Annotated in this window: 34 protein-coding genes; 33 read left to right on the forward strand and 1 reads right to left on the reverse strand. The window is 68.3% G+C overall.

Annotated elements, in window-relative coordinates; translation table 11 throughout:
* Positions 1 to 7: 7 nt before the first annotated feature.
* The 28 genes from rplB (at position 8) to truA (ending at position 15820) form a co-directional block, all read left to right on the forward strand.
* Positions 8 to 844, forward strand: a complete 837-nt coding sequence (gene rplB / locus GR130_RS02465; protein ID WP_016571056.1) for a 50S ribosomal protein L2 — start codon at positions 8 to 10, stop codon at positions 842 to 844.
* A gap of 12 nt (positions 845 to 856) precedes the next feature.
* Positions 857 to 1138: a 30S ribosomal protein S19 gene (gene rpsS, locus GR130_RS02470; protein ID WP_016571057.1), complete on the forward strand. Its 282-nt coding sequence runs from the start codon at positions 857 to 859 to the stop codon at positions 1136 to 1138.
* A 44-nt stretch (positions 1139 to 1182) separates the two neighbouring features.
* Positions 1183 to 1530 carry a 50S ribosomal protein L22 gene (gene rplV / locus GR130_RS02475; protein WP_009997296.1) on the forward strand — a complete coding sequence of 116 codons (348 nt, stop codon included), beginning with the start codon at positions 1183 to 1185 and terminating at the stop codon, positions 1528 to 1530.
* Entirely contained in the window at positions 1530 to 2351 is an 822-nt protein-coding gene (gene rpsC, locus GR130_RS02480; RefSeq protein ID WP_043264894.1) for a 30S ribosomal protein S3, read from the forward strand. The genes rplV and rpsC overlap by 1 nt, the downstream gene beginning before the upstream one ends.
* Positions 2352 to 2356: 5 nt before the next feature.
* Positions 2357 to 2776, forward strand: coding sequence for a 50S ribosomal protein L16 (gene rplP / locus GR130_RS02485; RefSeq protein ID WP_004571829.1), 420 nt, complete (start codon positions 2357 to 2359; stop codon positions 2774 to 2776).
* On the forward strand, positions 2776 to 3000 hold the full coding sequence (rpmC, locus tag GR130_RS02490) for a 50S ribosomal protein L29 (protein ID WP_159503182.1): 225 nt from the start codon (positions 2776 to 2778) through the stop codon (positions 2998 to 3000). Before rplP ends, rpmC begins: the two co-directional genes overlap by 1 nt.
* Positions 3000 to 3281, forward strand: a complete 282-nt coding sequence (gene rpsQ, locus GR130_RS02495) for a 30S ribosomal protein S17 (RefSeq protein WP_006604882.1) — start codon at positions 3000 to 3002, stop codon at positions 3279 to 3281. Before rpmC ends, rpsQ begins: the two co-directional genes overlap by 1 nt.
* 140 nt (positions 3282 to 3421) lie before the next feature.
* Positions 3422 to 3790: a 50S ribosomal protein L14 gene (rplN, locus tag GR130_RS02500; protein ID WP_003998823.1), complete on the forward strand. Its 369-nt coding sequence runs from the start codon at positions 3422 to 3424 to the stop codon at positions 3788 to 3790.
* A 3-nt stretch (positions 3791 to 3793) separates the two neighbouring features.
* Entirely contained in the window at positions 3794 to 4117 is a 324-nt protein-coding gene (gene rplX, locus GR130_RS02505; RefSeq protein WP_016571060.1) for a 50S ribosomal protein L24, read from the forward strand.
* A complete protein-coding gene (gene rplE, locus GR130_RS02510) occupies positions 4117 to 4677 on the forward strand; it encodes a 50S ribosomal protein L5 (protein WP_016571061.1) in 561 nt (186 codons plus the stop codon). Before rplX ends, rplE begins: the two co-directional genes overlap by 1 nt.
* A 5-nt stretch (positions 4678 to 4682) precedes the next feature.
* Positions 4683 to 4868, forward strand: a complete 186-nt coding sequence (locus tag GR130_RS02515; protein WP_003956452.1) for a type Z 30S ribosomal protein S14 — start codon at positions 4683 to 4685, stop codon at positions 4866 to 4868.
* Between the two features lie 239 nt (positions 4869 to 5107).
* Entirely contained in the window at positions 5108 to 5506 is a 399-nt protein-coding gene (gene rpsH / locus GR130_RS02525) for a 30S ribosomal protein S8 (protein ID WP_159503184.1), read from the forward strand.
* Positions 5507 to 5527: 21 nt separating this feature from the next.
* Positions 5528 to 6067 carry a 50S ribosomal protein L6 gene (gene rplF / locus GR130_RS02530; RefSeq protein WP_159503185.1) on the forward strand — a complete coding sequence of 180 codons (540 nt, stop codon included), beginning with the start codon at positions 5528 to 5530 and terminating at the stop codon, positions 6065 to 6067.
* A gap of 3 nt (positions 6068 to 6070) precedes the next feature.
* Positions 6071 to 6454, forward strand: a complete 384-nt coding sequence (gene rplR / locus GR130_RS02535; protein WP_159503186.1) for a 50S ribosomal protein L18 — start codon at positions 6071 to 6073, stop codon at positions 6452 to 6454.
* A 46-nt stretch (positions 6455 to 6500) separates the two neighbouring features.
* Positions 6501 to 7103, forward strand: coding sequence for a 30S ribosomal protein S5 (gene rpsE, locus GR130_RS02540; protein WP_042155878.1), 603 nt, complete (start codon positions 6501 to 6503; stop codon positions 7101 to 7103).
* Positions 7103 to 7285, forward strand: a complete 183-nt coding sequence (rpmD, locus tag GR130_RS02545; protein ID WP_159503187.1) for a 50S ribosomal protein L30 — start codon at positions 7103 to 7105, stop codon at positions 7283 to 7285. Before rpsE ends, rpmD begins: the two co-directional genes overlap by 1 nt.
* Before the next feature lies 1 nt (position 7286).
* Entirely contained in the window at positions 7287 to 7742 is a 456-nt protein-coding gene (gene rplO, locus GR130_RS02550) for a 50S ribosomal protein L15 (protein ID WP_159503188.1), read from the forward strand.
* Positions 7743 to 7968: 226 nt separating this feature from the next.
* Positions 7969 to 9282, forward strand: coding sequence for a preprotein translocase subunit SecY (gene secY, locus GR130_RS02555; protein ID WP_159503189.1), 1314 nt, complete (start codon positions 7969 to 7971; stop codon positions 9280 to 9282).
* The gene (locus tag GR130_RS02560; protein WP_159503190.1) at positions 9282 to 9935 is read left to right on the forward strand and encodes an adenylate kinase; all 654 of its coding nucleotides are present in this window, start codon (positions 9282 to 9284) and stop codon (positions 9933 to 9935) included. The genes secY and GR130_RS02560 overlap by 1 nt, the downstream gene beginning before the upstream one ends.
* Before the next feature lie 104 nt (positions 9936 to 10039).
* The gene (gene map, locus GR130_RS02565; RefSeq protein WP_159503191.1) at positions 10040 to 10882 is read left to right on the forward strand and encodes a type I methionyl aminopeptidase; all 843 of its coding nucleotides are present in this window, start codon (positions 10040 to 10042) and stop codon (positions 10880 to 10882) included.
* A 179-nt stretch (positions 10883 to 11061) separates the two neighbouring features.
* Complete coding sequence (infA, locus tag GR130_RS02570) at positions 11062 to 11283, forward strand: translation initiation factor IF-1 (RefSeq protein WP_003956442.1); 222 nt, start codon at positions 11062 to 11064, stop codon at positions 11281 to 11283.
* Between the two features lie 60 nt (positions 11284 to 11343).
* Positions 11344 to 11457 carry a 50S ribosomal protein L36 gene (gene rpmJ, locus GR130_RS02575; protein WP_003956441.1) on the forward strand — a complete coding sequence of 38 codons (114 nt, stop codon included), beginning with the start codon at positions 11344 to 11346 and terminating at the stop codon, positions 11455 to 11457.
* Between the two features lie 200 nt (positions 11458 to 11657).
* Positions 11658 to 12038, forward strand: coding sequence for a 30S ribosomal protein S13 (gene rpsM, locus GR130_RS02580; RefSeq protein WP_018090888.1), 381 nt, complete (start codon positions 11658 to 11660; stop codon positions 12036 to 12038).
* 64 nt (positions 12039 to 12102) lie between these two features.
* Positions 12103 to 12507 carry a 30S ribosomal protein S11 gene (gene rpsK, locus GR130_RS02585; RefSeq protein WP_004571845.1) on the forward strand — a complete coding sequence of 135 codons (405 nt, stop codon included), beginning with the start codon at positions 12103 to 12105 and terminating at the stop codon, positions 12505 to 12507.
* Between the two features lie 27 nt (positions 12508 to 12534).
* A complete protein-coding gene (gene rpsD, locus GR130_RS02590; protein WP_159503192.1) occupies positions 12535 to 13161 on the forward strand; it encodes a 30S ribosomal protein S4 in 627 nt (208 codons plus the stop codon).
* A gap of 111 nt (positions 13162 to 13272) precedes the next feature.
* Complete coding sequence (locus GR130_RS02595) at positions 13273 to 14295, forward strand: DNA-directed RNA polymerase subunit alpha (protein WP_003956430.1); 1023 nt, start codon at positions 13273 to 13275, stop codon at positions 14293 to 14295.
* Positions 14296 to 14423: 128 nt separating this feature from the next.
* The gene (gene rplQ / locus GR130_RS02600) at positions 14424 to 14876 is read left to right on the forward strand and encodes a 50S ribosomal protein L17 (protein WP_159503193.1); all 453 of its coding nucleotides are present in this window, start codon (positions 14424 to 14426) and stop codon (positions 14874 to 14876) included.
* Between the two features lie 92 nt (positions 14877 to 14968).
* Positions 14969 to 15820: a tRNA pseudouridine(38-40) synthase TruA gene (gene truA / locus GR130_RS02605; RefSeq protein ID WP_159503194.1), complete on the forward strand. Its 852-nt coding sequence runs from the start codon at positions 14969 to 14971 to the stop codon at positions 15818 to 15820.
* Between the two features lie 72 nt (positions 15821 to 15892).
* Here truA and GR130_RS02610 read toward each other — a convergent pair whose 3' ends face one another.
* Entirely contained in the window at positions 15893 to 16750 is an 858-nt protein-coding gene (locus GR130_RS02610; protein ID WP_159503195.1) for a hypothetical protein, read from the reverse strand.
* Positions 16751 to 16806: 56 nt separating this feature from the next.
* On the opposite strand from GR130_RS02610, the gene GR130_RS02615 reads away from it, so the two are divergent.
* The 5 genes from GR130_RS02615 to glmM all read left to right on the forward strand — a co-directional run bounded on the left by GR130_RS02615 (position 16807) and on the right by glmM (position 22501).
* Positions 16807 to 18435, forward strand: coding sequence for an ABC-F family ATP-binding cassette domain-containing protein (locus GR130_RS02615; protein ID WP_159503196.1), 1629 nt, complete (start codon positions 16807 to 16809; stop codon positions 18433 to 18435).
* Positions 18436 to 18503: 68 nt separating this feature from the next.
* Positions 18504 to 19799: a glycosyltransferase family 87 protein gene (locus GR130_RS02620; protein ID WP_159503197.1), complete on the forward strand. Its 1296-nt coding sequence runs from the start codon at positions 18504 to 18506 to the stop codon at positions 19797 to 19799.
* A gap of 204 nt (positions 19800 to 20003) precedes the next feature.
* Positions 20004 to 20447, forward strand: coding sequence for a 50S ribosomal protein L13 (gene rplM / locus GR130_RS02625; RefSeq protein ID WP_159503198.1), 444 nt, complete (start codon positions 20004 to 20006; stop codon positions 20445 to 20447).
* A 42-nt stretch (positions 20448 to 20489) separates the two neighbouring features.
* On the forward strand, positions 20490 to 21002 hold the full coding sequence (rpsI, locus tag GR130_RS02630) for a 30S ribosomal protein S9 (protein ID WP_159503199.1): 513 nt from the start codon (positions 20490 to 20492) through the stop codon (positions 21000 to 21002).
* 140 nt (positions 21003 to 21142) lie between these two features.
* Complete coding sequence (gene glmM, locus GR130_RS02635; RefSeq protein ID WP_159503200.1) at positions 21143 to 22501, forward strand: phosphoglucosamine mutase; 1359 nt, start codon at positions 21143 to 21145, stop codon at positions 22499 to 22501.
* The last annotated feature ends 70 nt before the right edge of the window (positions 22502 to 22571 follow it).

A 22571-nucleotide genomic window follows, 5' to 3' on the forward strand; every position in this document is an offset into this window, starting at 1 on the left:
CTGAGAAATGGGTATCCGCAAGTACAAGCCGACGACCCCGGGCCGTCGTGGCTCCAGCGTCGCCGACTTTGTCGAGATCACGCGGTCCACGCCGGAGAAGTCGCTGGTCCGCCCGCTGCACAGCAAGGGCGGCCGTAACAACGCCGGTCGTGTGACCGTTCGCCACCAGGGCGGTGGCCACAAGCGCGCCTACCGCGTGATCGACTTCCGTCGTCACGACAAGGACGGCGTGCCGGCCAAGGTCGCGCACATCGAGTACGACCCCAACCGCACCGCGCGCATCGCGCTGCTGCACTACGCAGACGGCGAGAAGCGCTACATCATCGCCCCGCGTGGCCTGCAGCAGGGCGACCGGATTGAGAACGGCGCTGGCGCCGACATCAAGCCGGGCAACAACCTGCCGCTGCGCAACATCCCGGTCGGTACGACCATCCACGCCATCGAGCTGCGGCCCGGCGGCGGCGCGAAGTTCGCCCGTTCCGCGGGTGCCTCCGTGCAGCTGCTGGCGCGGGAGGGCTCCATGGCCCACCTGCGTATGCCGTCCGGCGAGATCCGCCTGGTCGACGTGCGCTGCCGCGCCACCGTCGGCGAGGTCGGCAACGCCGAGCAGTCGAACATCAACTGGGGCAAGGCCGGCCGCATGCGCTGGAAGGGCGTCCGCCCGACCGTGCGTGGTGTCGTGATGAACCCGGTTGACCACCCGCACGGTGGTGGTGAGGGCAAGACCTCCGGTGGTCGCCACCCGGTCTCGCCCTGGGGCAAGAAGGAGGGTCGTACTCGCTCGCCGAAGAAGGCCAGCAACAAGTACATCGTCCGCCGCCGCAAGACGAACAAGAAGCGCTAGGAGCGGGTTTAGATGCCGCGTAGTCTCAAGAAGGGGCCCTTCGTCGACGACCACCTCGCCAAGAAGGTGGACGTACAGAACGATGCAGGCACCAAGAACGTCATCAAGACCTGGTCCCGCCGCTCCATGATCGTCCCGGCCATGCTCGGCCACACGATCGCGGTGCATGACGGCCGCAAGCACGTCCCGGTGTTCGTCACCGAGTCGATGGTCGGCCACAAGCTCGGCGAGTTTGCGCCGACCCGCACCTTCCGCGGCCACGAGAAGGACGACCGCAAGTCGCGTCGTCGCTGATCGACCGGAGTGCGAAGACTATGACTGACACCGAAGGGACAACCATGGAAGCCAGGGCCCAGGCGCGGTACATCCGCGTCACGCCCATGAAGGCCCGCCGCGTGGTGGACCTTATCCGTGGCATGGATGCCACGGAGGCTCAGGCGGTCCTGCGTTTCGCCCCGCAGGCCGCGAGCGTGCCCGTCGGCAAGGTGCTGGACAGCGCCATTGCCAACGCCGCGCACAACTACGACCACACGGACGCCTCCACGCTCGTCATCAGCGAGGCGTACGTCGACGAGGGCCCGACCCTGAAGCGGTTCCGTCCGCGTGCCCAGGGCCGTGCCTACCGGATCCGCAAGCGGACCAGCCACATCACCGTGGTCGTCAGCAGCAAGGAAGGAACCCGGTAATGGGCCAGAAGGTAAACCCGCACGGGTTCCGGCTCGGCGTCACGACGGACTTCAAGTCCCGCTGGTACGCCGACAAGCTGTACAAGGACTACGTCAAGGAAGACGTCGCCATTCGTCGCATGATGACGAAGGGCATGGAGCGCGCCGGTATCTCCAAGGTGGAGATCGAGCGCACCCGTGAGCGCGTCCGCGTTGACATCCACACCGCTCGTCCGGGCATCGTCATCGGCCGCCGTGGCGCCGAGGCCGACCGCATCCGCGGTGAGCTGGAGAAGCTGACCGGCAAGCAGGTCCAGCTGAACATCCTCGAGGTCAAGAACCCCGAGACCGATGCTCAGCTCGTGGCCCAGGCCGTCGCCGAGCAGCTGTCGTCCCGCGTCTCCTTCCGTCGCGCCATGCGCAAGAGCATGCAGTCGACGATGAAGGCCGGCGCCAAGGGCATCAAGATCCAGTGCGGTGGCCGTCTCGGCGGCGCCGAGATGTCCCGCTCGGAGTTCTACCGCGAGGGCCGTGTGCCCCTGCACACCCTCCGCGCGAACGTCGACTACGGCTTCTTCGAGGCCAAGACCACCTTCGGCCGTATCGGCGTGAAGGTCTGGATCTACAAGGGCGACGTCAAGAACATCGCCGAGGTGCGCGCCGAGAACGCCGCCGCCCGTGCGGGCAACCGCCCGGCTCGCGGTGGCAACGAGCGTCCGCGTCGCGGTGGCGAGCGTGGCGGTCGCGGCCGCAAGCCGCAGCAGCAGAGCGCCGCTGCCGAGGCCCCCAAGGCCGAGGCCGCTGCCGCTGCTCCGGCGGAGAACCCTGGAACGGAGGGCTGACCGACATGCTGATCCCTCGCAGGGTCAAGCACCGCAAGCAGCACCACCCGAAGCGGAACGGTATGGCCAAGGGCGGTACCGAGCTGGCCTTCGGTGAGTACGGCATTCAGGCCGTGACCCCGGCCTACGTGACGAACCGGCAGATCGAGTCCGCTCGTATCGCCATGACCCGTCACATCAAGCGTGGCGGCAAGGTGTGGATCAACATCTACCCCGACCGTCCGCTGACGAAGAAGCCGGCCGAGACCCGCATGGGTTCCGGTAAGGGTTCTCCGGAGTGGTGGGTCGCGAACGTCAAGCCTGGTCGGGTGATGTTCGAGCTGTCCTTCCCGAACGAAAAGGTTGCCAAGGAGGCGCTGACCCGCGCCGCCCACAAGCTTCCGATGAAGTGCCGCATCGTTCGGCGCGAGGCAGGTGAATCGTGATGTCGGCCGTTACCAAGGCGTCCGAGCTGCGCGAGCTGAACAACGAGGAGCTCGTTGCCAAGCTGCGTGAGGCCAAGGAGGAGCTGTTCAACCTCCGCTTCCAGGCGGCGACCGGACAGCTCGAAAACCACGGCCGGCTGAAGGCCGTCCGGAAGGACATCGCCCGGATCTACACCCTGATGCGGGAGCGCGAGCTCGGCATCGAGACGGTGGAGAGCGCCTGATGAGCGAGAAGAATGTGACTGAGACGAACGAGCGCGGTTTCCGCAAGACCCGTGAGGGTCTGGTCGTCAGCGACAAGATGGACAAGACCGTCGTCGTCGCCGTCGAGGACCGCGTCAAGCACGCGCTGTACGGCAAGGTCATCCGCCGTACCAACAAGCTCAAGGCGCACGACGAGCAGAACGCTGCCGGTGTCGGCGACCGCGTCCTCCTGATGGAGACCCGGCCGCTGTCCGCCACCAAGCGCTGGCGCATCGTCGAGATCCTCGAGAAGGCCAAGTAATTCCCTCACGGGGATTTCGACAGGCAAGCAATCCCTCCTAGGGGGACCCCCTAGGAACAGTTCCGCCAGGCTCGGCAGGGGCTGACGTCCCGTAAGGGACGGGCCCCTGCCGGGAACCGGCAGACATTCAGGAGATAGACGTGATCCAGCAGGAGTCGCGACTGCGTGTCGCCGACAACACTGGTGCGAAGGAGATCCTTTGCATCCGTGTTCTCGGTGGTTCCGGTCGCCGCTACGCGGGCATCGGTGACGTCATCGTCGCCACCGTCAAGGACGCGATCCCCGGTGGCAACGTGAAGAAGGGTGACGTCGTCAAGGCCGTCATCGTTCGCACCGTCAAGGAGCGCCGCCGTCCGGACGGCTCGTACATCCGCTTCGACGAGAACGCGGCCGTCATCCTCAAGAACGATGGCGACCCCCGCGGCACCCGTATCTTCGGCCCCGTGGGCCGTGAGCTGCGCGAGAAGAAGTTCATGAAGATCATCTCGCTCGCGCCGGAGGTGCTGTAACCGATGAAGATCAAGAAGGGCGACCTGGTCCAGGTCATCACCGGTAAGGACAAGGGCAAGCAGGGCAAGGTCATCGCGGCCTACCCCCGCGAGGACCGTGTCCTGGTCGAGGGTGTCAACCGGGTCAAGAAGCACACCAAGGCCGGACAGACCGCTCGTGGTTCGCAGACCGGCGGCATCGTGACGACCGAGGCTCCGGTCCACGTCAGCAACGTGCAGCTGGTCGTGGAGCAGGACGGCAAGAAGGTCGTCACCCGCGTCGGGTACCGCTTCGACGACGAGGGCAACAAGATCCGCGTTGCCAAGCGGACCGGTGAGGACATCTGATGACTGCCACCACCAACGCGCCGCGTCTCAAGACGCGCTACCGCGAAGAGATCGCCGGGAAGCTGAAGGACGAGTTCTCCTACGAGAACGTCATGCAGATCCCCGGCCTGACCAAGATCGTGGTCAACATGGGTGTGGGCGACGCCGCCCGCGACTCCAAGCTGATCGAGGGCGCCATCCGCGACCTCACCACGATCACCGGCCAGAAGCCGGCCGTCACCAAGGCCCGTAAGTCCATCGCGCAGTTCAAGCTGCGTGAGGGCCAGCCGATCGGTGCCCACGTCACCCTCCGCGGTGACCGCATGTGGGAGTTCCTGGACCGCCTGCTGTCGCTCGCGCTGCCGCGTATCCGCGACTTCCGTGGTCTGTCCCCGAAGCAGTTCGACGGTCGGGGCAACTACACCTTCGGTCTCACGGAGCAGGTCATGTTCCACGAGATCGACCAGGACAAGATCGACCGCACCCGGGGTATGGACATCACCGTGGTCACCACGGCGACCAACGACGACGAGGGCCGCGCCCTGCTTCGTCACCTCGGCTTCCCGTTCAAGGAGGCGTGAGCGAGATGGCGAAGAAGGCTCTGATTGCCAAGGCTGCTCGCAAGCCGAAGTTCGGTGTGCGCGCGTACACCCGCTGCCAGCGCTGCGGCCGTCCGCACTCCGTCTACCGCAAGTTCGGCCTGTGCCGCGTGTGCCTTCGTGAGATGGCTCACCGTGGCGAGCTGCCGGGCGTGACCAAGAGCTCCTGGTAATTCCCTAGTTGGGAATCACCGGACGCTCTCGGTAAGCATTCGGTCGGCGGGCGTCCCAGACCTTTTCCCGTAAGCTGGAAGGGTTTGGGCGCCCCGCCGCCCGAGACCGACCGCGGGCCCCGCCCGCATAACGTCGCTTACTACGCCGTAGGTCCCCGTGCCGCACCCGTCCCGACCGAGATCGGGGAGAGGGATGGCGCATATAGGAAACCCCGGCGAGAGAGGCCGAAGGCCAATTCATGACCATGACTGACCCCATCGCAGACATGCTGACCCGTCTGCGGAACGCGAACTCGGCTTACCACGACACCGTCGAGATGCCGCACAGCAAGATCAAGTCGCACATCGCGGAGATCCTCCAGCAGGAGGGTTACATCACCGGCTGGAAGACCGAGGACGCCGAGGTCGGCAAGAACCTCGTCCTCGAGCTGAAGTTCGGCCCGAACCGCGAGCGCTCGATCGCCGGCATCAAGCGGATCTCGAAGCCGGGTCTGCGGGTCTACGCCAAGTCCACCAACCTGCCGAAGGTCCTCGGCGGCCTGGGCGTGGCCATCATCTCCACGTCCCACGGTCTCCTGACCGGCCAGCAGGCGCAGAAGAAGGGCGTGGGTGGGGAAGTCCTCGCCTACGTCTGGTAACAGGGAACGGAGGAATAGCTAATGTCGCGTATTGGCAAGCTGCCCATCCAGGTTCCCGCTGGTGTGGACGTCACCATCGAGGGCCGCACGGTCGCGGTGAAGGGTCCCAAGGGCTCCCTTTCGCACACCGTCGCGGCGCCCATCGAGGTCGCCAAGGGTGAGGACGGCGTCATCTCCGTCACCCGCCCGAACGACGAGCGGCAGAACAAGGCCCTGCACGGCCTGTCCCGCACGCTGGTGGCGAACATGATCACCGGCGTGACCCAGGGCTACAGCAAGGCGCTTGAGATCAGCGGTGTCGGCTACCGCGTCCAGGCGAAGGGCTCCAACCTGGAGTTCTCGCTGGGCTACAGCCACCCCATCGTCGTCGAGGCGCCCGAGGGCATCTCCTTCAAGGTCGAGTCCCCGACCAAGCTCAGCGTCGAGGGCATCGACAAGCAGAAGGTCGGCGAGGTGGCGGCGAACATCCGCAAGCTGCGCAAGCCTGACCCGTACAAGGCCAAGGGCGTCAAGTACGCCGGCGAGGTCATCCGCCGCAAGGTCGGAAAGGCTGGTAAGTAAGCCATGGCATACGGTGTGAAGATCGCTAAGGGCAACGCCTACAAGCGCGCTGCCGCCAAGCGTCGCCACATCCGCATCCGCAAGCGGATTTCGGGTACCCCGGAGCGTCCGCGTCTGGTCGTGACGCGGTCCAACCGCGGCATCTTCGCCCAGGTCATCGACGACATCGCGGGCCACACGCTGGCCTCGGCGTCGACCCTGGACGCGTCGATCCGTGGTGGCGAGGGCGACAAGAGCGCCCAGGCCCAGAAGGTTGGCGCCCTGGTCGCCGAGCGTGCCAAGGCCGCCGGTGTCGAGGCCGTCGTGTTCGACCGTGGTGGCAAGCAGTACGCCGGGCGGATTGCCGCTCTGGCCGACGCCGCCCGCGAAGCCGGGCTGAAGTTCTAAGCCCCGGTTCCGGAGCTAGCGGACGCAATAGAGAGAGGTAAATCCAATGGCTGGACCCCAGCGCCGCGGAAGCGGTGCCGGTGGCGGCGAGCGGCGGGACCGGAAGGGTCGCGACGGTGGCGCTGCCGCCGAGAAGACCGCGTACGTTGAGCGCGTTGTCGCGATCAACCGCGTCGCCAAGGTTGTCAAGGGTGGTCGTCGCTTCAGCTTCACCGCGCTGGTCGTGGTGGGCGACGGTGACGGCACCGTAGGTGTCGGTTACGGCAAGGCCAAGGAAGTTCCGGCTGCCATCGCCAAGGGCGTGGAAGAGGCCAAGAAGAACTTCTTCAAGGTCCCCCGTATCCAGGGCACCATCCCGCACCCGATCCAGGGCGAGAAGGCTGCGGGCGTCGTCCTGCTCAAGCCGGCTTCCCCCGGTACCGGTGTGATCGCCGGTGGCCCGGTGCGCGCCGTCCTGGAGTGCGCGGGCATCCACGACGTGCTGAGCAAGTCGCTCGGTTCGTCGAACCCGATCAACATCGTGCACGCCACGGTGGAGGCGCTCCAGGGCCTGCAGCGGCCCGAGGAGATCGCCGCCCGTCGTGGCCTGCCGCTGGAGGACGTTGCTCCCGCCGCTCTGCTGCGGGCGCGTGCTGGGGTGACCGCGTAATGGCGCACCTCAAGATCACGCAGACCAAGTCCTACATCGGTAGCAAGCAGAACCACCGTGAGACGCTGCGTTCGCTGGGCCTCAAGCGGCTCAACGACGTGGTGGTCAAGGAGGACCGTCCCGAGTTCCGCGGCATGGTGCACACCGTCCGCCACCTCGTGACGGTTGAGGAGGTCGACTGACATGGCGGAGACCAACCCGCTGAAGGTCCACAACCTCCGTCCTGCCCCGGGTGCCAAGACCGCCAAGACCCGTGTCGGTCGTGGTGAGGCGTCCAAGGGTAAGACCGCAGGTCGTGGTACCAAGGGCACCAAGGCCCGTTACCAGGTTCCGGAGCGCTTCGAGGGTGGGCAGATGCCCCTCCACATGCGCCTCCCGAAGCTGAAGGGCTTCAAGAACCCCGCCCACAAGCAGTTCCAGGTCGTGAACCTGGACAAGCTGGCCGCGCTCTACCCGCAGGGTGGCGAGGTCACGGTGGCCGACCTGGTCGCCAAGGGCGCGGTGCGCAAGAACGAGCTCGTCAAGGTGCTCGGCACCGGCGAGATCTCCGTGGCCGTGCAGGTGTCGGTTGACGCCGTCTCCGGCTCCGCCAAGGAGAAGATCGCCGCCGCCGGCGGCACCGTCACCGAACTCCTCTGAGTTCGTTGGTTCAACTGACCGGGGATGCCCATCTATTGGGGCATCCCCGGTTGGTCGTTCCACGGGGGTAAGGTCGCCGGTAAGGTGGCCTGCACTGTTGTTTTGTCCGGGGTGCGTCCCCGGAGCCCGCTGCGCGGACGATGTCCGTGCGGCACAGCCGCTACGTATTCGTCGATCCTCAAGACCGTCACCTCCCGCCCACGAAGCGGGGGGCGCAGGAGGCACCGTGCTCACCGCGTTCGCCCGAGCGTTCAAGACGCCCGACCTGCGCAAGAAGCTGCTGTTCACATTGGGCATCGTCGTGCTCTACCGCATCGGAGCGCACGTCCCCGTCCCTGGGGTGAACTACGCGAACGTCGCGACCTGCATGAAGCAGGCCGGCGCCAACAGCGGGTTGTTCGGCCTGGTGAACATGTTCAGCGGTGGAGCGCTGCTGCAGATCACGATCTTCGCGCTGGGGATCATGCCGTACATCACGGCGAGCATCATCCTCCAGCTGCTGACCGTCGTGATCCCAAGGCTGGAGGCCCTCAAGAAGGAGGGCCAGTCCGGGCAGGGGAAGATCACCCAGTACACCCGCTACCTGACCGTGGCACTGGCCGTGCTGCAGGGCACCGGCCTGGTGGCCACCGCCCGCAGCGGCGCGCTCTTCCAGAGCTGCCCGGTGGCGAGCCAGATCGTGCCCAACGACTCGATCTTCACCACCATCACGATGGTGATCACGATGACCGCCGGCACCTGCCTGATCATGTGGCTCGGTGAGCTGGTCACCGACCGCGGTATCGGCAACGGCATGTCGATCCTGATGTTCATCTCGATCGCCGCCGGTTTCCCGAGCGCCCTGTGGCAGATCAAGCTCACCGGCAAGCTGGCCGACGGCTGGATCGAGTTCTTCGCGGTCATCGCGGTGGGCCTGGCGATGGTCGCCCTGGTGGTCTTCGTCGAGCAGGCGCAGCGGCGCATTCCGGTGCAGTACGCGAAGCGGATGATCGGGCGTCGGTCCTACGGCGGTACGTCCACTTACATCCCGCTCAAGGTCAATCAGGCAGGTGTGATTCCTGTCATCTTCGCGTCGTCGCTGCTCTACATCCCGGCGCTCATCGCACAGTTCAGCGGGTCGAAGGCGGCATGGGCGACCTGGATCGCCACCAACTTCACCAAGGGAAATCACCCGGTTTACATCGTCACGTACTTCTTGCTCATCGTGTTCTTCGCCTTCTTCTACGTGGCCATCAGCTTTAACCCCGAAGAAGTTGCCGACAACATGAAGAAGTATGGTGGCTTCATCCCGGGTATCCGGGCTGGTCGCCCGACGGCCGAGTACCTCAGCTACGTGCTCAACCGGATCACGTGGCCGGGCTCGCTGTATCTGGGGCTGATCGCGCTCGTACCAACAGTGGCGTTGGTGCTGTTCAACGCGAACCAGAACTTCCCGTTCGGCGGGACGAGCATCCTCATCATCGTGGGTGTGGGCCTGGAGACCGTGAAGCAGATCGAGAGCCAGCTTCAGCAGCGCAACTACGAAGGGTTCCTCCGCTGATGCGAATCGTCCTCGTCGGACCCCCGGGGGCCGGCAAGGGTACGCAGGCCGCGTACCTTGCCAAGAACCTCGCGATCCCGCACATCTCCACGGGGGACCTGTTCCGCGCCAACATCAGCCAGGGCACGCCCCTGGGTGTCGAGGCGAAGTCCTACATGGACGCCGGCAATCTCGTGCCCGACTCGGTCACCATCGGGATGGCCGAGGATCGTATGGAACAGTCCGACGCGGCCGACGGCTTCCTGCTCGACGGCTTTCCGCGCAACCTCGGCCAGGCCGAGGCGCTGGACACGTACCTGAAGGCCAAGGGCCTTGAGCTGGACGCGGTCCTGGACCTCGAAGTCCCCGAGGACGAGGTCGTGAAGCGGATCGCCGGCCGGCGGATCTGCCGCAAGGACAGCAGCCACGTCTTCCACGCGGAGTACAACAAGCCGAAGGCCGACGGCGTCTGCGACGTCTGCGGCGGCGAGCTGTACCAGCGCGACGACGACCGCGAGGAGACCGTCCGCAAGCGGCTGGAGGTCTACCACACGGAGACCGAGCCGATCATCGACTACTACAAGGCCCAGGACCTGGTCGTCACGATCCCGGCCCTCGGCAAGGTCGCCGAGGTGACCCAGCGGGCGATGAGCGCCCTGGGAACCGGCGAGTAGCAGACAGCTCCGTACGGCCGCGGTGTCCACCATGGGCACCGCGGCCGTACTGTTGGTCCAACGGGAATCACCCACGGACGAGAGTGAAGGCGGAAGGCACCGGCATGCTGGAGATCAAGAACCCCGCGCAGATCGCCAAGATGCGCGAGGCGGGGCTGGTGGTCGCCGCCATCCACGCGGCGACCCGCGAGGTCGCGGTGCCGGGCGCCACGACCAAGGACCTGGACGACGCGGCGCGCAAGGTGCTCGCGGAGCACGGGGCGAAGTCGAACTTCCTTGGCTACGGCGGTTTCCCGGCGACCATCTGCACCTCCGTGAACGACGTGGTCGTCCACGGCATCCCGTCCGAGGACACGGTCCTGGCGGACGGCGACGTCATCTCCATCGACTGCGGCGCGATCATCGACGGCTGGCACGGCGACGCCGCGTACACGGCCTTCGTCGGCTCGGGTCACTCCGCGGAGCTGATCGAGCTGAGCCGGGTCACCGAGGCGTCGATGTGGGCGGGGATCGCCGCGGTCGCCAAGGGCAACCGGCTGGTGGACATCTCCAAGGCCATCGAGGGCTACATCCGGCGCCAGCCGCGTCCGTCCAGCGGCAAGTACGGCATCGTCGAGGACTACGGCGGCCACGGCATCGGATCGCAGATGCACATGGATCCGCACCTGCTGAACTACGTCGACCGCAAGCGGGGCCGCGGCCCGAAGCTGGTGCCCGGTTTCTGCATCGCGATCGAGCCGATGGTCAACCTCGGCACCGCCAAGACGCATGTGCTCGACGACGAGTGGACGGTCAAGACGAACGACGGCAGCTGGTCCTCGCACTGGGAGCACTCGGTCGCGCTGACCGAGGACGGCCCGCTGGTGCTGACCGCGCCGGACGGCGGCAAGGCCAAGCTGGCGGAGCTGGGGATCACCGTGGCGCCGGACCCTTCCCCAAGGTCTTAGGGACCAGGGGAGACCCCAACGCGTAATGATCTCCGCTGGTGGGCAATAGCCCTGGATTCGTCTTTTCTTAGGCACTGACGTAGACTGACGCGTCGGCTCTCGTGCATCCGTGTGCCCGCACGTTAGTGGACACTTTTTGCAAGTGAGTCGATCAAGGTAGCCGATTCGAAAGGCGAAGCGTGGCCAAGAAGCAAGGTGCCATCGAGATCGAGGGCACCGTGATCGAGTCTCTGCCGAACGCCATGTTCAAGGTGGAGCTCCAGAACGGTCACAAGGTCCTCGCGCACATCAGCGGCAAGATGCGGATGCACTACATCCGTATCCTCCCGGATGACCGGGTTGTGGTGGAGCTTTCTCCCTACGACCTGACGCGTGGCCGGATCGTCTACCGCTACAAGTAGATCTTGTCGAAGCCCCGCTCCCGTGGGGCGACGGCACTGACCCGGAGAACCTCACATCCCATGAAGGTCAAGCCGAGCGTCAAGAAGATCTGCGACAAGTGCAAGGTGATCCGCCGCCACGGCCGGGTCATGGTCATCTGCGACAACCTGCGCCACAAGCAGCGCCAGGGCTGACGCACGCCGACCAACCTGCATTTCGCAGTTTTCGCGCGACGCAAGCACGACACGTACATACGCAGTCACCCGACCCCCGCATCTGTCGCGAGGGGACGACACCCCCGGCTCGGAGGCCGGGGACCCGGCTCGTAATTCTGCAGAGTCTTACGGGAACGGTGCTGCGGAAGACCTCCGAATAGCCATCAGGAGCCACATCAATGGCACGCCTCGCAGGCGTTGATCTCCCGCGCGAAAAGCGTGTGGAGGTCGCCCTCACCTACGTCTTCGGTATCGGGCGGACGCTCTCGCAGCAGACCCTCGCCGCCACCGGCGTGAACCCGAACACCCGGGTCCGCGACCTGGCCGAGGAAGACCTCGTCAAGATCCGCGAGTACGTCGACAACAACCTCAAGACCGAGGGTGACCTCCGTCGCGAGATCCAGGCCGACATCCGCCGCAAGGTCGAGATCGGCTGCTACCAGGGTCTGCGTCACCGCCGCGGTCTGCCGGTGCACGGTCAGCGCACCAGCACGAACGCCCGTACCCGCAAGGGTCCGCGTCGCGCGATCGCCGGCAAGAAGAAGCCGGGCAAGAAGTAGTCCTCAGCAGGACGCTCACCAGCGGTCTTCGCTGTAGGACCGACCACCTCCACGGGAGAAATTCATGCCTCCGAAGGGCCGTACGGCCGGCGCCAAGAAGGTGCGCCGCAAGGAGAAGAAGAACGTCGCCCACGGGCACGCTCACATCAAGAGCACGTTCAACAACACGATCGTCTCGATCACCGACCCGACCGGGAACGTGATCTCTTGGGCCTCTGCCGGCCACGTCGGCTTCAAGGGCTCGCGCAAGTCCACCCCCTTCGCCGCGCAGATGGCCGCCGAGTCGGCCGCCCGCCGCGCGCAGGAGCACGGCATGCGCAAGGTCGACGTCTTCGTGAAGGGCCCGGGCTCGGGCCGCGAGACGGCCATCCGTTCGCTGCAGGCGACCGGTCTTGAGGTCGGCTCCATCCAGGACGTCACCCCCACCCCGCACAACGGATGCCGCCCGCCCAAGCGTCGCCGCGTCTGACCCACTGAAGTAGGAGACAACTAGACAATGGCGCGATACACCGGGGCCGACTGCAAGCGTTGCCGTCGGGAGAAGCAGAAGCTCTTCCTCAAGGGGAGCAAGTGCGAGAGCGCGAAGTGCCCGATCGAGATCCGTCCTTACCCCCCGGGTGAGCACGGTCGCGGGCGCACCAAGGACAGCGAGTACCTGCTCCAGCTTCGCGAGAAGCAGAAGTGCAGCCGCATCTACGGTGTCCTTGAGAAGCAGTTCGTGAACTACTACAAGGAAGCGAACCAGAAGACCGGCAAGACCGGTGAGAACCTTCTGCGCATCCTTGAGACCCGCCTCGACAACGTGGTCTACCGGGCCGGCTTCGCCAAGTCCCGCGACCACGCCCGTCAGCTGGTGCGTCACGGACACATCCAGGTCAACGGCCGCAAGACCGACATCCCGTCGGCCCGCGTCGCCGTGAACGACATCATCGAGGTCCGCACGGGCTCCAGGACCCTGACCCCCTTCGAGGTGGCCAAGGCGGAGGCCGGCGAGAAGACCGTCCCGGCGTGGCTGGAGGCGATCCCCTCGCAGCTGCGGATCCTCGTGCACAGCCTGCCCGAGCGCCAGGTGATCGACACCCAGGTGCAGGAGCAGCTGATCGTTGAGCTCTACTCCAAGTAAGGGCTGAGCGTGGTAGGGGCGGTACGGAGCCATCGGCGCCGTACCGCCCGTACCCTTTGAAGTACAGCGGACGTCAAATAGCGGGCGTCCACGACTGAAGGAACGAACACCATGCTGATTGCTCAGCGCCCCTCGTTGACCGAAGAGGTCGTCGACGAATACCGCTCCCGGTTCGTGATCGAGCCGCTGGAGCCGGGCTTCGGCTACACCCTCGGCAACTCCCTGCGCCGGACGCTTCTCTCCTCGATCCCGGGTGCGGCGGTCACGTCCATCCGCATCGACGGTGTCCTGCACGAGTTCACCACCGTGCCGGGCGTCAAGGAGGACGTCACCGACCTGATCCTCAACATCAAGCAGCTGGTCGTCTCCTCGGAGCACGACGAGCCGGTCGTGATGTACCTGCGCAAGCAGGGCCCGGGTCTGGTCACCGCCGCCGACATCGCGCCGCCGGCCGGTGTCGAGGTGCACAACCCCGACCTGGTCCTCGCCACGCTCAACGGCAAGGGCAAGCTGGAGATGGAGCTGACCGTCGAGCGCGGTCGCGGCTACGTCTCCGCCGTGCAGAACAAGCAGGTCGGCCAGGAGATCGGCCGGATCCCGGTCGACTCGATCTACTCGCCGGTGCTCAAGGTCACGTACAAGGTCGAGGCGACCCGTGTCGAGCAGCGGACCGACTTCGACAAGCTGATCGTCGACGTCGAGACCAAGCAGGCCATGCGCCCGCGCGACGCCATGGCGTCGGCCGGCAAGACCCTCGTCGAGCTCTTCGGCCTGGCCCGTGAGCTGAACATCGACGCCGAGGGCATCGACATGGGCCCGTCCCCGACGGACGCCGCCCTGGCCGCCGACCTGGCGCTGCCGATCGAGGAGCTGGAGCTCACCGTCCGCTCCTACAACTGCCTCAAGCGTGAGGGCATCCACTCGGTGGGCGAGCTGGTGGCCCGCTCCGAGGCGGACCTGCTCGACATCCGCAACTTCGGCGCGAAGTCGATCGACGAGGTCAAGGCGAAGCTGGCCGGCATGGGCCTGGCGCTCAAGGACAGCCCGCCCGGATTCGACCCGACCGCCGCCGCCGACGCCTTCGGTGCGGACGACGACGCGGACGCCGGTTTCGTGGAGACCGAGCAGTACTGAGCGTGACCGACTGGGGTCCGGGCGGTGTCCCGGGCCCCAGCCGTGTGAGATCTTCCCCGGGGCGGCCGCCTCGGGGGAACTGACACCGGTACCTGATACGGCCGGTGCAGCAATGAAGGAGAAACACCATGCCGAAGCCCACCAAGGGTGCCCGTCTGGGCGGCAGCGCGGCTCACGAGCGTCTGATGCTGCGCAACCTGGCGACCAGCCTCTTCGAGCACGGCCGCATCACGACGACCGAGGCCAAGGCCCGTCGTCTGCGCCCGTACGCGGAGCGCCTGGTGACCAAGGCGAAGAAGGGCGACCTGCACAACCGTCGCCAGGTCATGGAGCTGATCTCGGACAAGAGCGTCGTGCACACGCTCTTCACGGAGATCGCCCCGCGCTTCGCGGAGCGTCCGGGTGGCTACACCCGCATCACCAAGATCGGTAACCGTCGTGGCGACAACGCCCCGATGGCGGTCATCGAGCTGGTCGAGGGCGAGATCGCCAAGAAGGCGACCGTCGCCGAGGCCGAGGCCGCGACCAAGCGCGCGGTGAAGGAGTCCGAGGCTGCGGCCGAGGAGACCACCGAAGCCTGAGGCACCGGTTGGCTGTGAGCGGGTCCGCCCTTCGGGGCGGGCCCGCTTTCGTGTGGGGCGAGGTTCGTGTGGGGTGAGGGAGGATTGCTGGCGTGAGTGATGAAGTGGAGCCCGGTTTCGTCCGGGTGCGGCTGGACCTGTCGTACGACGGCGCGGAGTTCTCCGGATGGGCCAAGCAGCGTGAACGGCGTACGGTCCAGGGCGAGTTGGAGGACGCGATCCGGACCGTGACACGGTCGCCGGAGGCGTATGAGCTCACCGTCGCCGGGCGGACGGACGCGGGGGTGCACGCGCGGGGGCAGGTGGCGCATGTGGACCTGCCGGCGGAGCTGTGGGCCGAGCACGCGGACAAGCTGCTGCGGCGGCTGGCCGGGCGGCTGCCGAAGGACGTCCGGGTGTGGCGGGTCGCCGAGGCGCCGTACGGGTTCAACGCGCGGTTCTCGGCGATCTGGCGGCGGTACGCGTACCGGGTCACCGATCACCACGGGGGCGTCGACCCGCTGCTGCGCGGGCACGTGCTGTGGCACGACTGGGACCTGGACGTCGAGGCGATGAACGCGGCCTCCCGGCCGCTGCTCGGGGAGCACGACTTCGCGGCCTACTGCAAGCGGCGGGAGGGCGCGACCACGATCCGCACGCTCCAGGAGCTGAGCTGGGAGCGGGGCGCGGACGGGATCATCACGGCGACGGTGCGGGCCGATGCGTTCTGCCACAACATGGTGCGCTCGCTGGTGGGCGCGATGCTGTTCGTGGGCGACGGGCACCGGCCGGTGGAGTGGCCGGCGAAGGTGCTGGCCGCGGGGGTGCGGGACTCCGCCGTCCACGTCGTACGGCCGCACGGGCTGACGCTGGAGGAGGTCGGGTACCCGGCCGACGAGCTGCTGATGGCGCGCAACAAGGAGGCGCGCAACAAGCGGTCCCTGCCGGGCGCAGGCTGCTGCTGAGCGGCGGCAGCCGCCGAGCGGCGGCGCCGGGGCCCCCGCGCCGCAGGGGCGCGGGGGAGGTGCCACTCGGCGTCAGGACTTGCCGGCCTTCCGACGGGCGTCCTGGAGCTGCTGCGCGGCGGCCTTGGCGGCCTGGTCCTTGCCGCGCTGGGCGATCTGGGCGAAGGCGTAGGAGCCGCCGTCCCGGTTGATCTGCTGGGCCTTGGTGTCGCCGGCGCCGACGTCCTTGCCGTTGGTGTAGCCGGCGATGGTGAAGTACGCGTAGCGGCCGGTGGCGTTGGTGGTCATCCGGCACTTGGTGCCCTGGCAGAAGTTCGCCGGGACGCCGCCGCCGGAGAGCGGCGTGAGGTTGGGCTTGCCCTCGTTCATCACCGCGGTGGCCTTGGCGGGGGAGTCGAAGACCGCGATGCCGATGGTGACCGCGACCCCGTCCTTGGCGTAGGTGGCGCGCAGCAGCTGCTTGCAGCCGTTGTGGGTGAGCGAGGAGACCAGCGCGCCCTGGGCGGCGGCGGTGCAGTCCGTGCTGCTGTCGGTGGCGGTCTGCGGGTAGCTGTTCTCGCCGACGACCATGCTCTTCTGCGGGAAGAGGGTGGCCGGGGTGAGCGGCGCGGTGTCCTTCTTGGGGTCGGAGATGTAGTCCTGCGGGTTGGGCGGCGGCGGGACCGAGACGTCGGGGAACGACGGCTTGTCGTTCCCCGCGGCGCTCTGGCCGGAGGCGGTGGGCTGGGCCGTGGGGTTGCCGCCCGGTGAGTTGCTGTTCATGACGGCGACGGCGACGATGCCGGCGATCGCGAGGGTGGCGACGGCGCCGCCGCCGATCATCATCCAGCGCTTGCGGCGGCCGCGCGCCTCGCTCTCGTCGGCGAGCGCGTCCCAGTCCGGGGTGCCTCCCCCGGGGCCGCCGAACGGCCCCCCTTGCCCAAAGCTCATGCCGCGCATCCTAATGCGGTTGGTGGAACGCGTGGGGGGCGGAGACAATCCCGCCCATGGGACATCTGGAAGCCGCGCACCTGGAGTACTACCTGCCGGACGGGAGGGCTCTCCTGGGGGATGTGTCCTTCCGGGTGGGGGAGGGCGCTTCGGTGGCGCTGGTGGGGGCCAACGGCGCGGGCAAGACGACCCTGCTGCGGCTGATCGCGGGCGAGCTGGAGCCGCACGGCGGGACGGTCGCGGTCGGCGGTGGGCTGGGCGTGATGCCGCAGTTCGTGGGGTCCGTACAGGACGAGCGGACGGTGCGGGACCTGCTGGTGTCGGTCGCGCACCCGCGGATCCGCCAGGCGGCGGCAGCGGTGGACGCGGCCGAAGAGGCGATCATGACGCGTGACGACGAGGCCGCGCAGATGGCCTATGCGCAGGCACTCAGCGACTGGGCCGAGGCGCGCGGCTACGAGGCCGAGACGGCCTGGGACATCTGCACCACGGCGGCGCTGGGGCTGCCGTACGAGAAGGCGCAGTGGCGCCAGGTGCGCACGCTCTCCGGGGGCCAGCAGAAGCGGCTGGTGCTGGAGTCGCTGCTGCGCGGTACGGACGAGGTGCTGCTGCTGGACGAGCCGGACAACTACCTGGACGTGCCGGGCAAGCGGTGGCTGGAGGAGCAGCTGCGGCAGACCCGTAAGACGGTGCTGTTCGTCTCGCACGACCGGGAGCTGCTGGCCCGCGCCGCGGAGAAGATCATCAGCGTCGAGCCGGGGCCTGCGGGGTCCGACGTCTGGGTGCACGGCGGCGGCTTCGCCACCTACCACGAGGCTCGCCGGGAGCGCTTCGCGCGCTTCGAGGAGCTGCGGCGGCGCTGGGACGAGAAGCACGCGCAGCTGAAGAAGCTGGTGGTCTCGCTGCGGCAGGCCGCGTCGGTCAGCCACGAGCTGGCGTCGCGGTACGCCGCGGCGCAGACCCGGCTGCGGAAGTTCGAGGAGGCCGGCCCGCCGCCGGAGCCGCCGCGCGAGCAGGAGATCACCATGCGGCTGCGCGGCGGGCGCACCGGCGTCCGGGCGGTGACCTGCGAGGGCCTGGAACTGACCGGCCTGATGCGGCCCTTCGACCTGGAGGTGTTCTACGGGGAGCGGGTGGCCGTCCTGGGCTCGAACGGCTCGGGGAAGTCGCACTTCCTGCGGCTGCTGGCCGGGGACACGCAGAACCCGGTCGCGCACTCCGGTGCCTGGAAGCTGGGCGCCCGGGTCGTCGCCGGGCACTTCGCGCAGACGCATGCGCACCCCGAGCTGATGGGCCGCACCCTGCTCGACGTGCTGTGGACCGAGCACGCCAGGAACCAGGGCCAGGCGATGTCCGTACTGCGCCGCTACGAGCTGGAGAAGCAGGCCGAGCAGCGCTTCGAGCGGCTGTCCGGCGGACAGCAGGCGCGCTTCCAGATCCTGCTGCTGGAGCTGTCCGGGGCGACCGCGCTGCTCCTGGACGAGCCGACCGACAACCTGGACCTGGAGTCCGCGGAGGCGCTCCAGGAGGGGCTGGAGGCGTACGAGGGGACGGTGCTGGCGGTGACCCACGACCGGTGGTTCGCGCGGTCCTTCGACCGGTTCCTGGTGTTCGGCGCGGACGGGACCGTACGGGAGACGGCTCAGCCGGTGTGGGACGAGGCGCGGGGCCGCCCCAGGGCGTGAGGGCGTGCCGGCCCGCTGGGGGAGTGTCGGGCGGGAGCGGTGGCCGGGGCGGCTCTTAGCCTGGCCGCATGAGTGCGGAGGATCCGGTCAAGTCAGGCAAGTCCGCCAAGCCGGGCAAGCCTGTCATTTCAGTCGAGTTGGTGGGGGAGGCGGCGGAGGGGCCTGCGGAGGGGTCGGCCCTTGCGGCGTGGCTGCGCGGGCGGGCCTCGTGGGGGCTGCGGTCGGTGGCCGGCGGGCTGCTGGCGGTGCTGGTCTGGGAGCTGCACCGGACCAGCCCGACGCTGGGGATGGACAACGACTTCGTCGTCCGGGCCGCGCGGGCGCTGCTGGACGGCGGGGCCCCGTACGCCGACAAGCGGTTCCTCTACCTGCCGAGCGCGGTGCTCGCGGCGGTGCCCGAGGCGCTGCTGGGTACGCGGGAGCTGCGGCTGCTGGTGCCGGTGGCCGGGGCGGCGGCGGTGCTGGCCGGATGGTGGGCGTCGCTGCGGATCTTCCGGGTGGGCGCGGGCAGCCGGCTGGCGGCGCTGGGGGTGGCGGGGCTGGTGTTCTTCGAGCCGCTGCGCAACGTGGCGAACATCGGGAACTGGACGCTGGCGTCGGTGGTGGCGCTGCCGGCGGCGGTGCTCTGCGCGGCGCGCGGGCGGTGGACGGCGGCCGGTGCGGTGGTCGGGTGCGCGCTGGCGGTCAAGCCGATGCTGGTGCCGCTGCTGCTGCTCTTCGTCCTCGCCCGGCGCGGGCGGGCGCTGGCGGTGGCGGCCGGGATCCCGGTGGCGGCGTCGGTGGCGGCGGCGCTGGTGATGCCGCGGCCGGGGATGTTCTTCACGCACACACTGCCGTTCCTGCTCCGCGGGCAGGACGCCTTCGCCCGGCCGTACGACGCCTCGGTGGGGATGGTGCTGACGCGGCTGGGGGTGCCGGCGCCGCTCGCGTACGGGGTCGCGGTGCTCGCGGCGGCGGTCGGGCTGGGGTGCGCCCGGGTGCGGTGGCGGCGCGCCGACGCCGGGCCGCGGCGGCTGGTGGAGACCGCGGCGATGCTGATGCTGGCGGCCTTCCTCGTCTCCAGGCCGTCCTTCGACCACTATCTGCTGGTGGTGCTGGGGCCGCTGCTGGCGTCGGTGGTGGTGGCCGGGTCGGTGCCGCGGACGGCCTGGTTCTGGTGCGCGCTGGTGCCGCAGGTCTCCGGCTTCGCGTGGCCGCACCTGGAGGCGATCCAGCGGCGGGCCTTCAGGGACGCGGCGGCGCTGTGGCTGCTGGCGGGGGCGACCGCGTGGACCTGCGCGGGGCGCGGGCGGGCGCCGCTGGCGGCGGGCGGGTCAGCGGGTGAGCCGGCGGGGGGCCGGGAGCCGGTCCGGGACGCGTTTTGACCCCGCTGGGGGCGGGCCGGTATTCTGCCAGTTCGTTATGCGTATTGGCTTGCTCTATCTCACGTGAGGGGCCCTTACGCCGGCTCACCGGGCCGTTGACCAGCGGCGGACGATCGGGTTGCGTCACCCGTAGCACCGCCCTGCTGTGTGATCAGCCGCGGTGGCCAGTACAGGACCCATCACTTACGAAGCGAAGGCTAAGACGTGCGTACGTTCAGCCCCAAGCCCGGCGATGTTCAGCGCCAGTGGCACATCATTGACGCGCAGGACGTTGTCCTGGGCCGTCTGGCCAGCCAGGCCGCGTCCCTTCTCCGGGGCAAGCACAAGCCGGTTTACGCCCCTCACGTTGACACCGGTGACTTCGTCATCATCATCAACGCCGACAAGGTGCACCTGTCCGGCAACAAGAAGACCCAGAAGATGGCTTACCGCCACTCCGGCTACCCGGGTGGTCTGCGCTCCGTCCGCTACGACGAGCTGCTGGCCAAGAGCCCCGAGAAGGCCGTCGAGAAGGCCATCAAGGGCATGCTCCCCAAGAACACCCTCGGCCGTCAGATGCTCTCGAAGCTGAAGGTCTACGCGGGCGCCCAGCACCCGCACGCTGCGCAGCAGCCGGTCCCGTTCGAGATCACCCAGGTCGCGCAGTAAGTCCGGCCACCCCCTAAGACGATAGAGAATCTGAGGAGCATCGTGGCTGAGACCACCCCCGAGACCCCGCTGGACGAGGTCGAGGTCGAGCAGTACACCACCGAGACCGAGGTTCCGCTGGAGGGCGACTACACCTCCGAGTCCGTCGCCTCCCGCTTCGGTGACCCGCAGCCGGCCGCCGGCCTGGGCCGCCGCAAGAACGCCATCGCCCGCGTCCGGATCGTCCCGGGCACCGGCAAGTGGAAGATCAACGGCCGCACCCTTGAGGGCTACTTCCCCAACAAGGTGCACCAGCAGGAAGTCAACGAGCCCTTCAAGGTGCTCGAGCTCGACGACCGCTACGACGTCATCGCCCGCATCTCCGGCGGCGGCATCTCCGGCCAGGCCGGTGCGCTGCGCCTGGGCGTGGCCCGTGCGCTGAACGAGGCGGACGTGGACGCCAACCGCCCCGCCCTGAAGAAGGCCGGGTTCCTCAAGCGTGACGACCGTGCGGTCGAGCGCAAGAAGGCCGGTCTCAAGAAGGCCCGCAAGGCGCCTCAGTACAGCAAGCGCTAATCCCGCTCGCTGCAACAGGGCAGCTCTTGGCGAACGCCCCGGTGGCACTTCCGTGCTGCCGGGGCGTTCGGCATCCGGGACCTGGGGCGTATACCTGGAATTGATGCTCTGGTCCAAGCTCAGAAACTCGGAGGACACCAGTGGGACGACTCTTCGGCACGGACGGAGTGCGCGGCGTCGCCAATGCGGATCTCACGGCGGAGCTGGCGCTCGGCCTGTCGGTCGCGGCGGCGCATGTGCTGGCCGAGGCAGGCAGCTTTGAAGGGCACCGGCCGGTGGCGGTGGTCGGTCGCGATCCGCGGGCGTCGGGGGAGTTCCTGGAAGCGGCGGTGGTGGCCGGTCTGGCCAGCGCCGGTGTCGATGTGCTGAGGGTGGGCGTGCTGCCGACCCCGGCGGTGGCGTATCTGACGGGTTCGCTCGGCGCGGACCTGGGCGTGATGCTCTCCGCCAGCCACAACCCGATGCCCGACAACGGCATCAAGTTCTTCGCCCGCGGCGGCCACAAGCTCGCCGACGAGCTGGAGGACCGGATCGAGCAGACCTACCGCGCGCACAGCTCCGGTGAGCCGTGGGAGCGGCCGACCGGCGCCGGCGTCGGCCGGGTCACCGACTACGACGAGGGGTTCGACAAGTACGTCGCGCACCTGGTCGGCGTGCTGCCCAACCGCCTGGACGGGCTGAACATCGTCATCGACGGTGCGCACGGCGCGGCGGCGCGGGTCTCGCCCGAGGCGTTCGCGCGGGCCGGCGCCGAGGTCGTCACCATCGGCACCGAGCCGGACGGCCTGAACATCAACGCCGCCTGCGGCTCGACGCACCTCGACAAGCTCCGGGCCGCCGTCGTCGAGCACGGTGCGGACCTGGGTGTCGCGCACGACGGCGACGCGGACCGCTGCCTGGCCGTGGACCGCGACGGCAACGAGATCGACGGCGACCAGATCCTGGCCGTCCTGGCGCTCGGCATGCGCGAGGCCGGGACGCTGCGCAAGAACACCGTCGTCGCCACCGTGATGTCCAACCTGGGCTTCAAGCTGGCGATGGAGCGCGAGGGCATCGACTTCGTGCAGACCGCGGTCGGCGACCGGTACGTGCTGGAGGAGATGAAGGCCCACGGCTACGCGCTGGGCGGTGAGCAGTCCGGGCACGTCATCGTGCTGGACCACGCCACGACCGGCGACGGCACGCTGACCGGTCTGATGCTGGCGGCCCGGGTCGCGGCGACCGGGCGGTCGCTGGCCGAGCTGGCGGGCGTCATGGAGCGGCTGCCGCAGATCCTCATCAACGTCCCCGACGTCGACAAGTCGCGGGTGGCCAGCTCGCCCGAGCTGTCCGCGGCGGTCGCCGATGCGGAGCGCGAACTGGGCGCGACCGGGCGGGTGTTGCTGCGCCCCTCGGGCACCGAGCCGCTGGTGCGGGTGATGGTCGAGGCGGCGGACATCGAGCAGGCGCGGTCGGTGGCCGGCCGGCTGGCCGACGCGGTCAAGTCCGCGCTGGGCTAGGGCTGTAGCGGGTTTTCGCTCCGGTGCTCACTTCGGCCCGGTTCCGGCAGTCGCCGGAACCGGGCCGAAG

This window comes from Streptomyces sp. GS7, assembly GCF_009834125.1.
Lineage (GTDB): Bacteria > Actinomycetota > Actinomycetes > Streptomycetales > Streptomycetaceae > Streptomyces.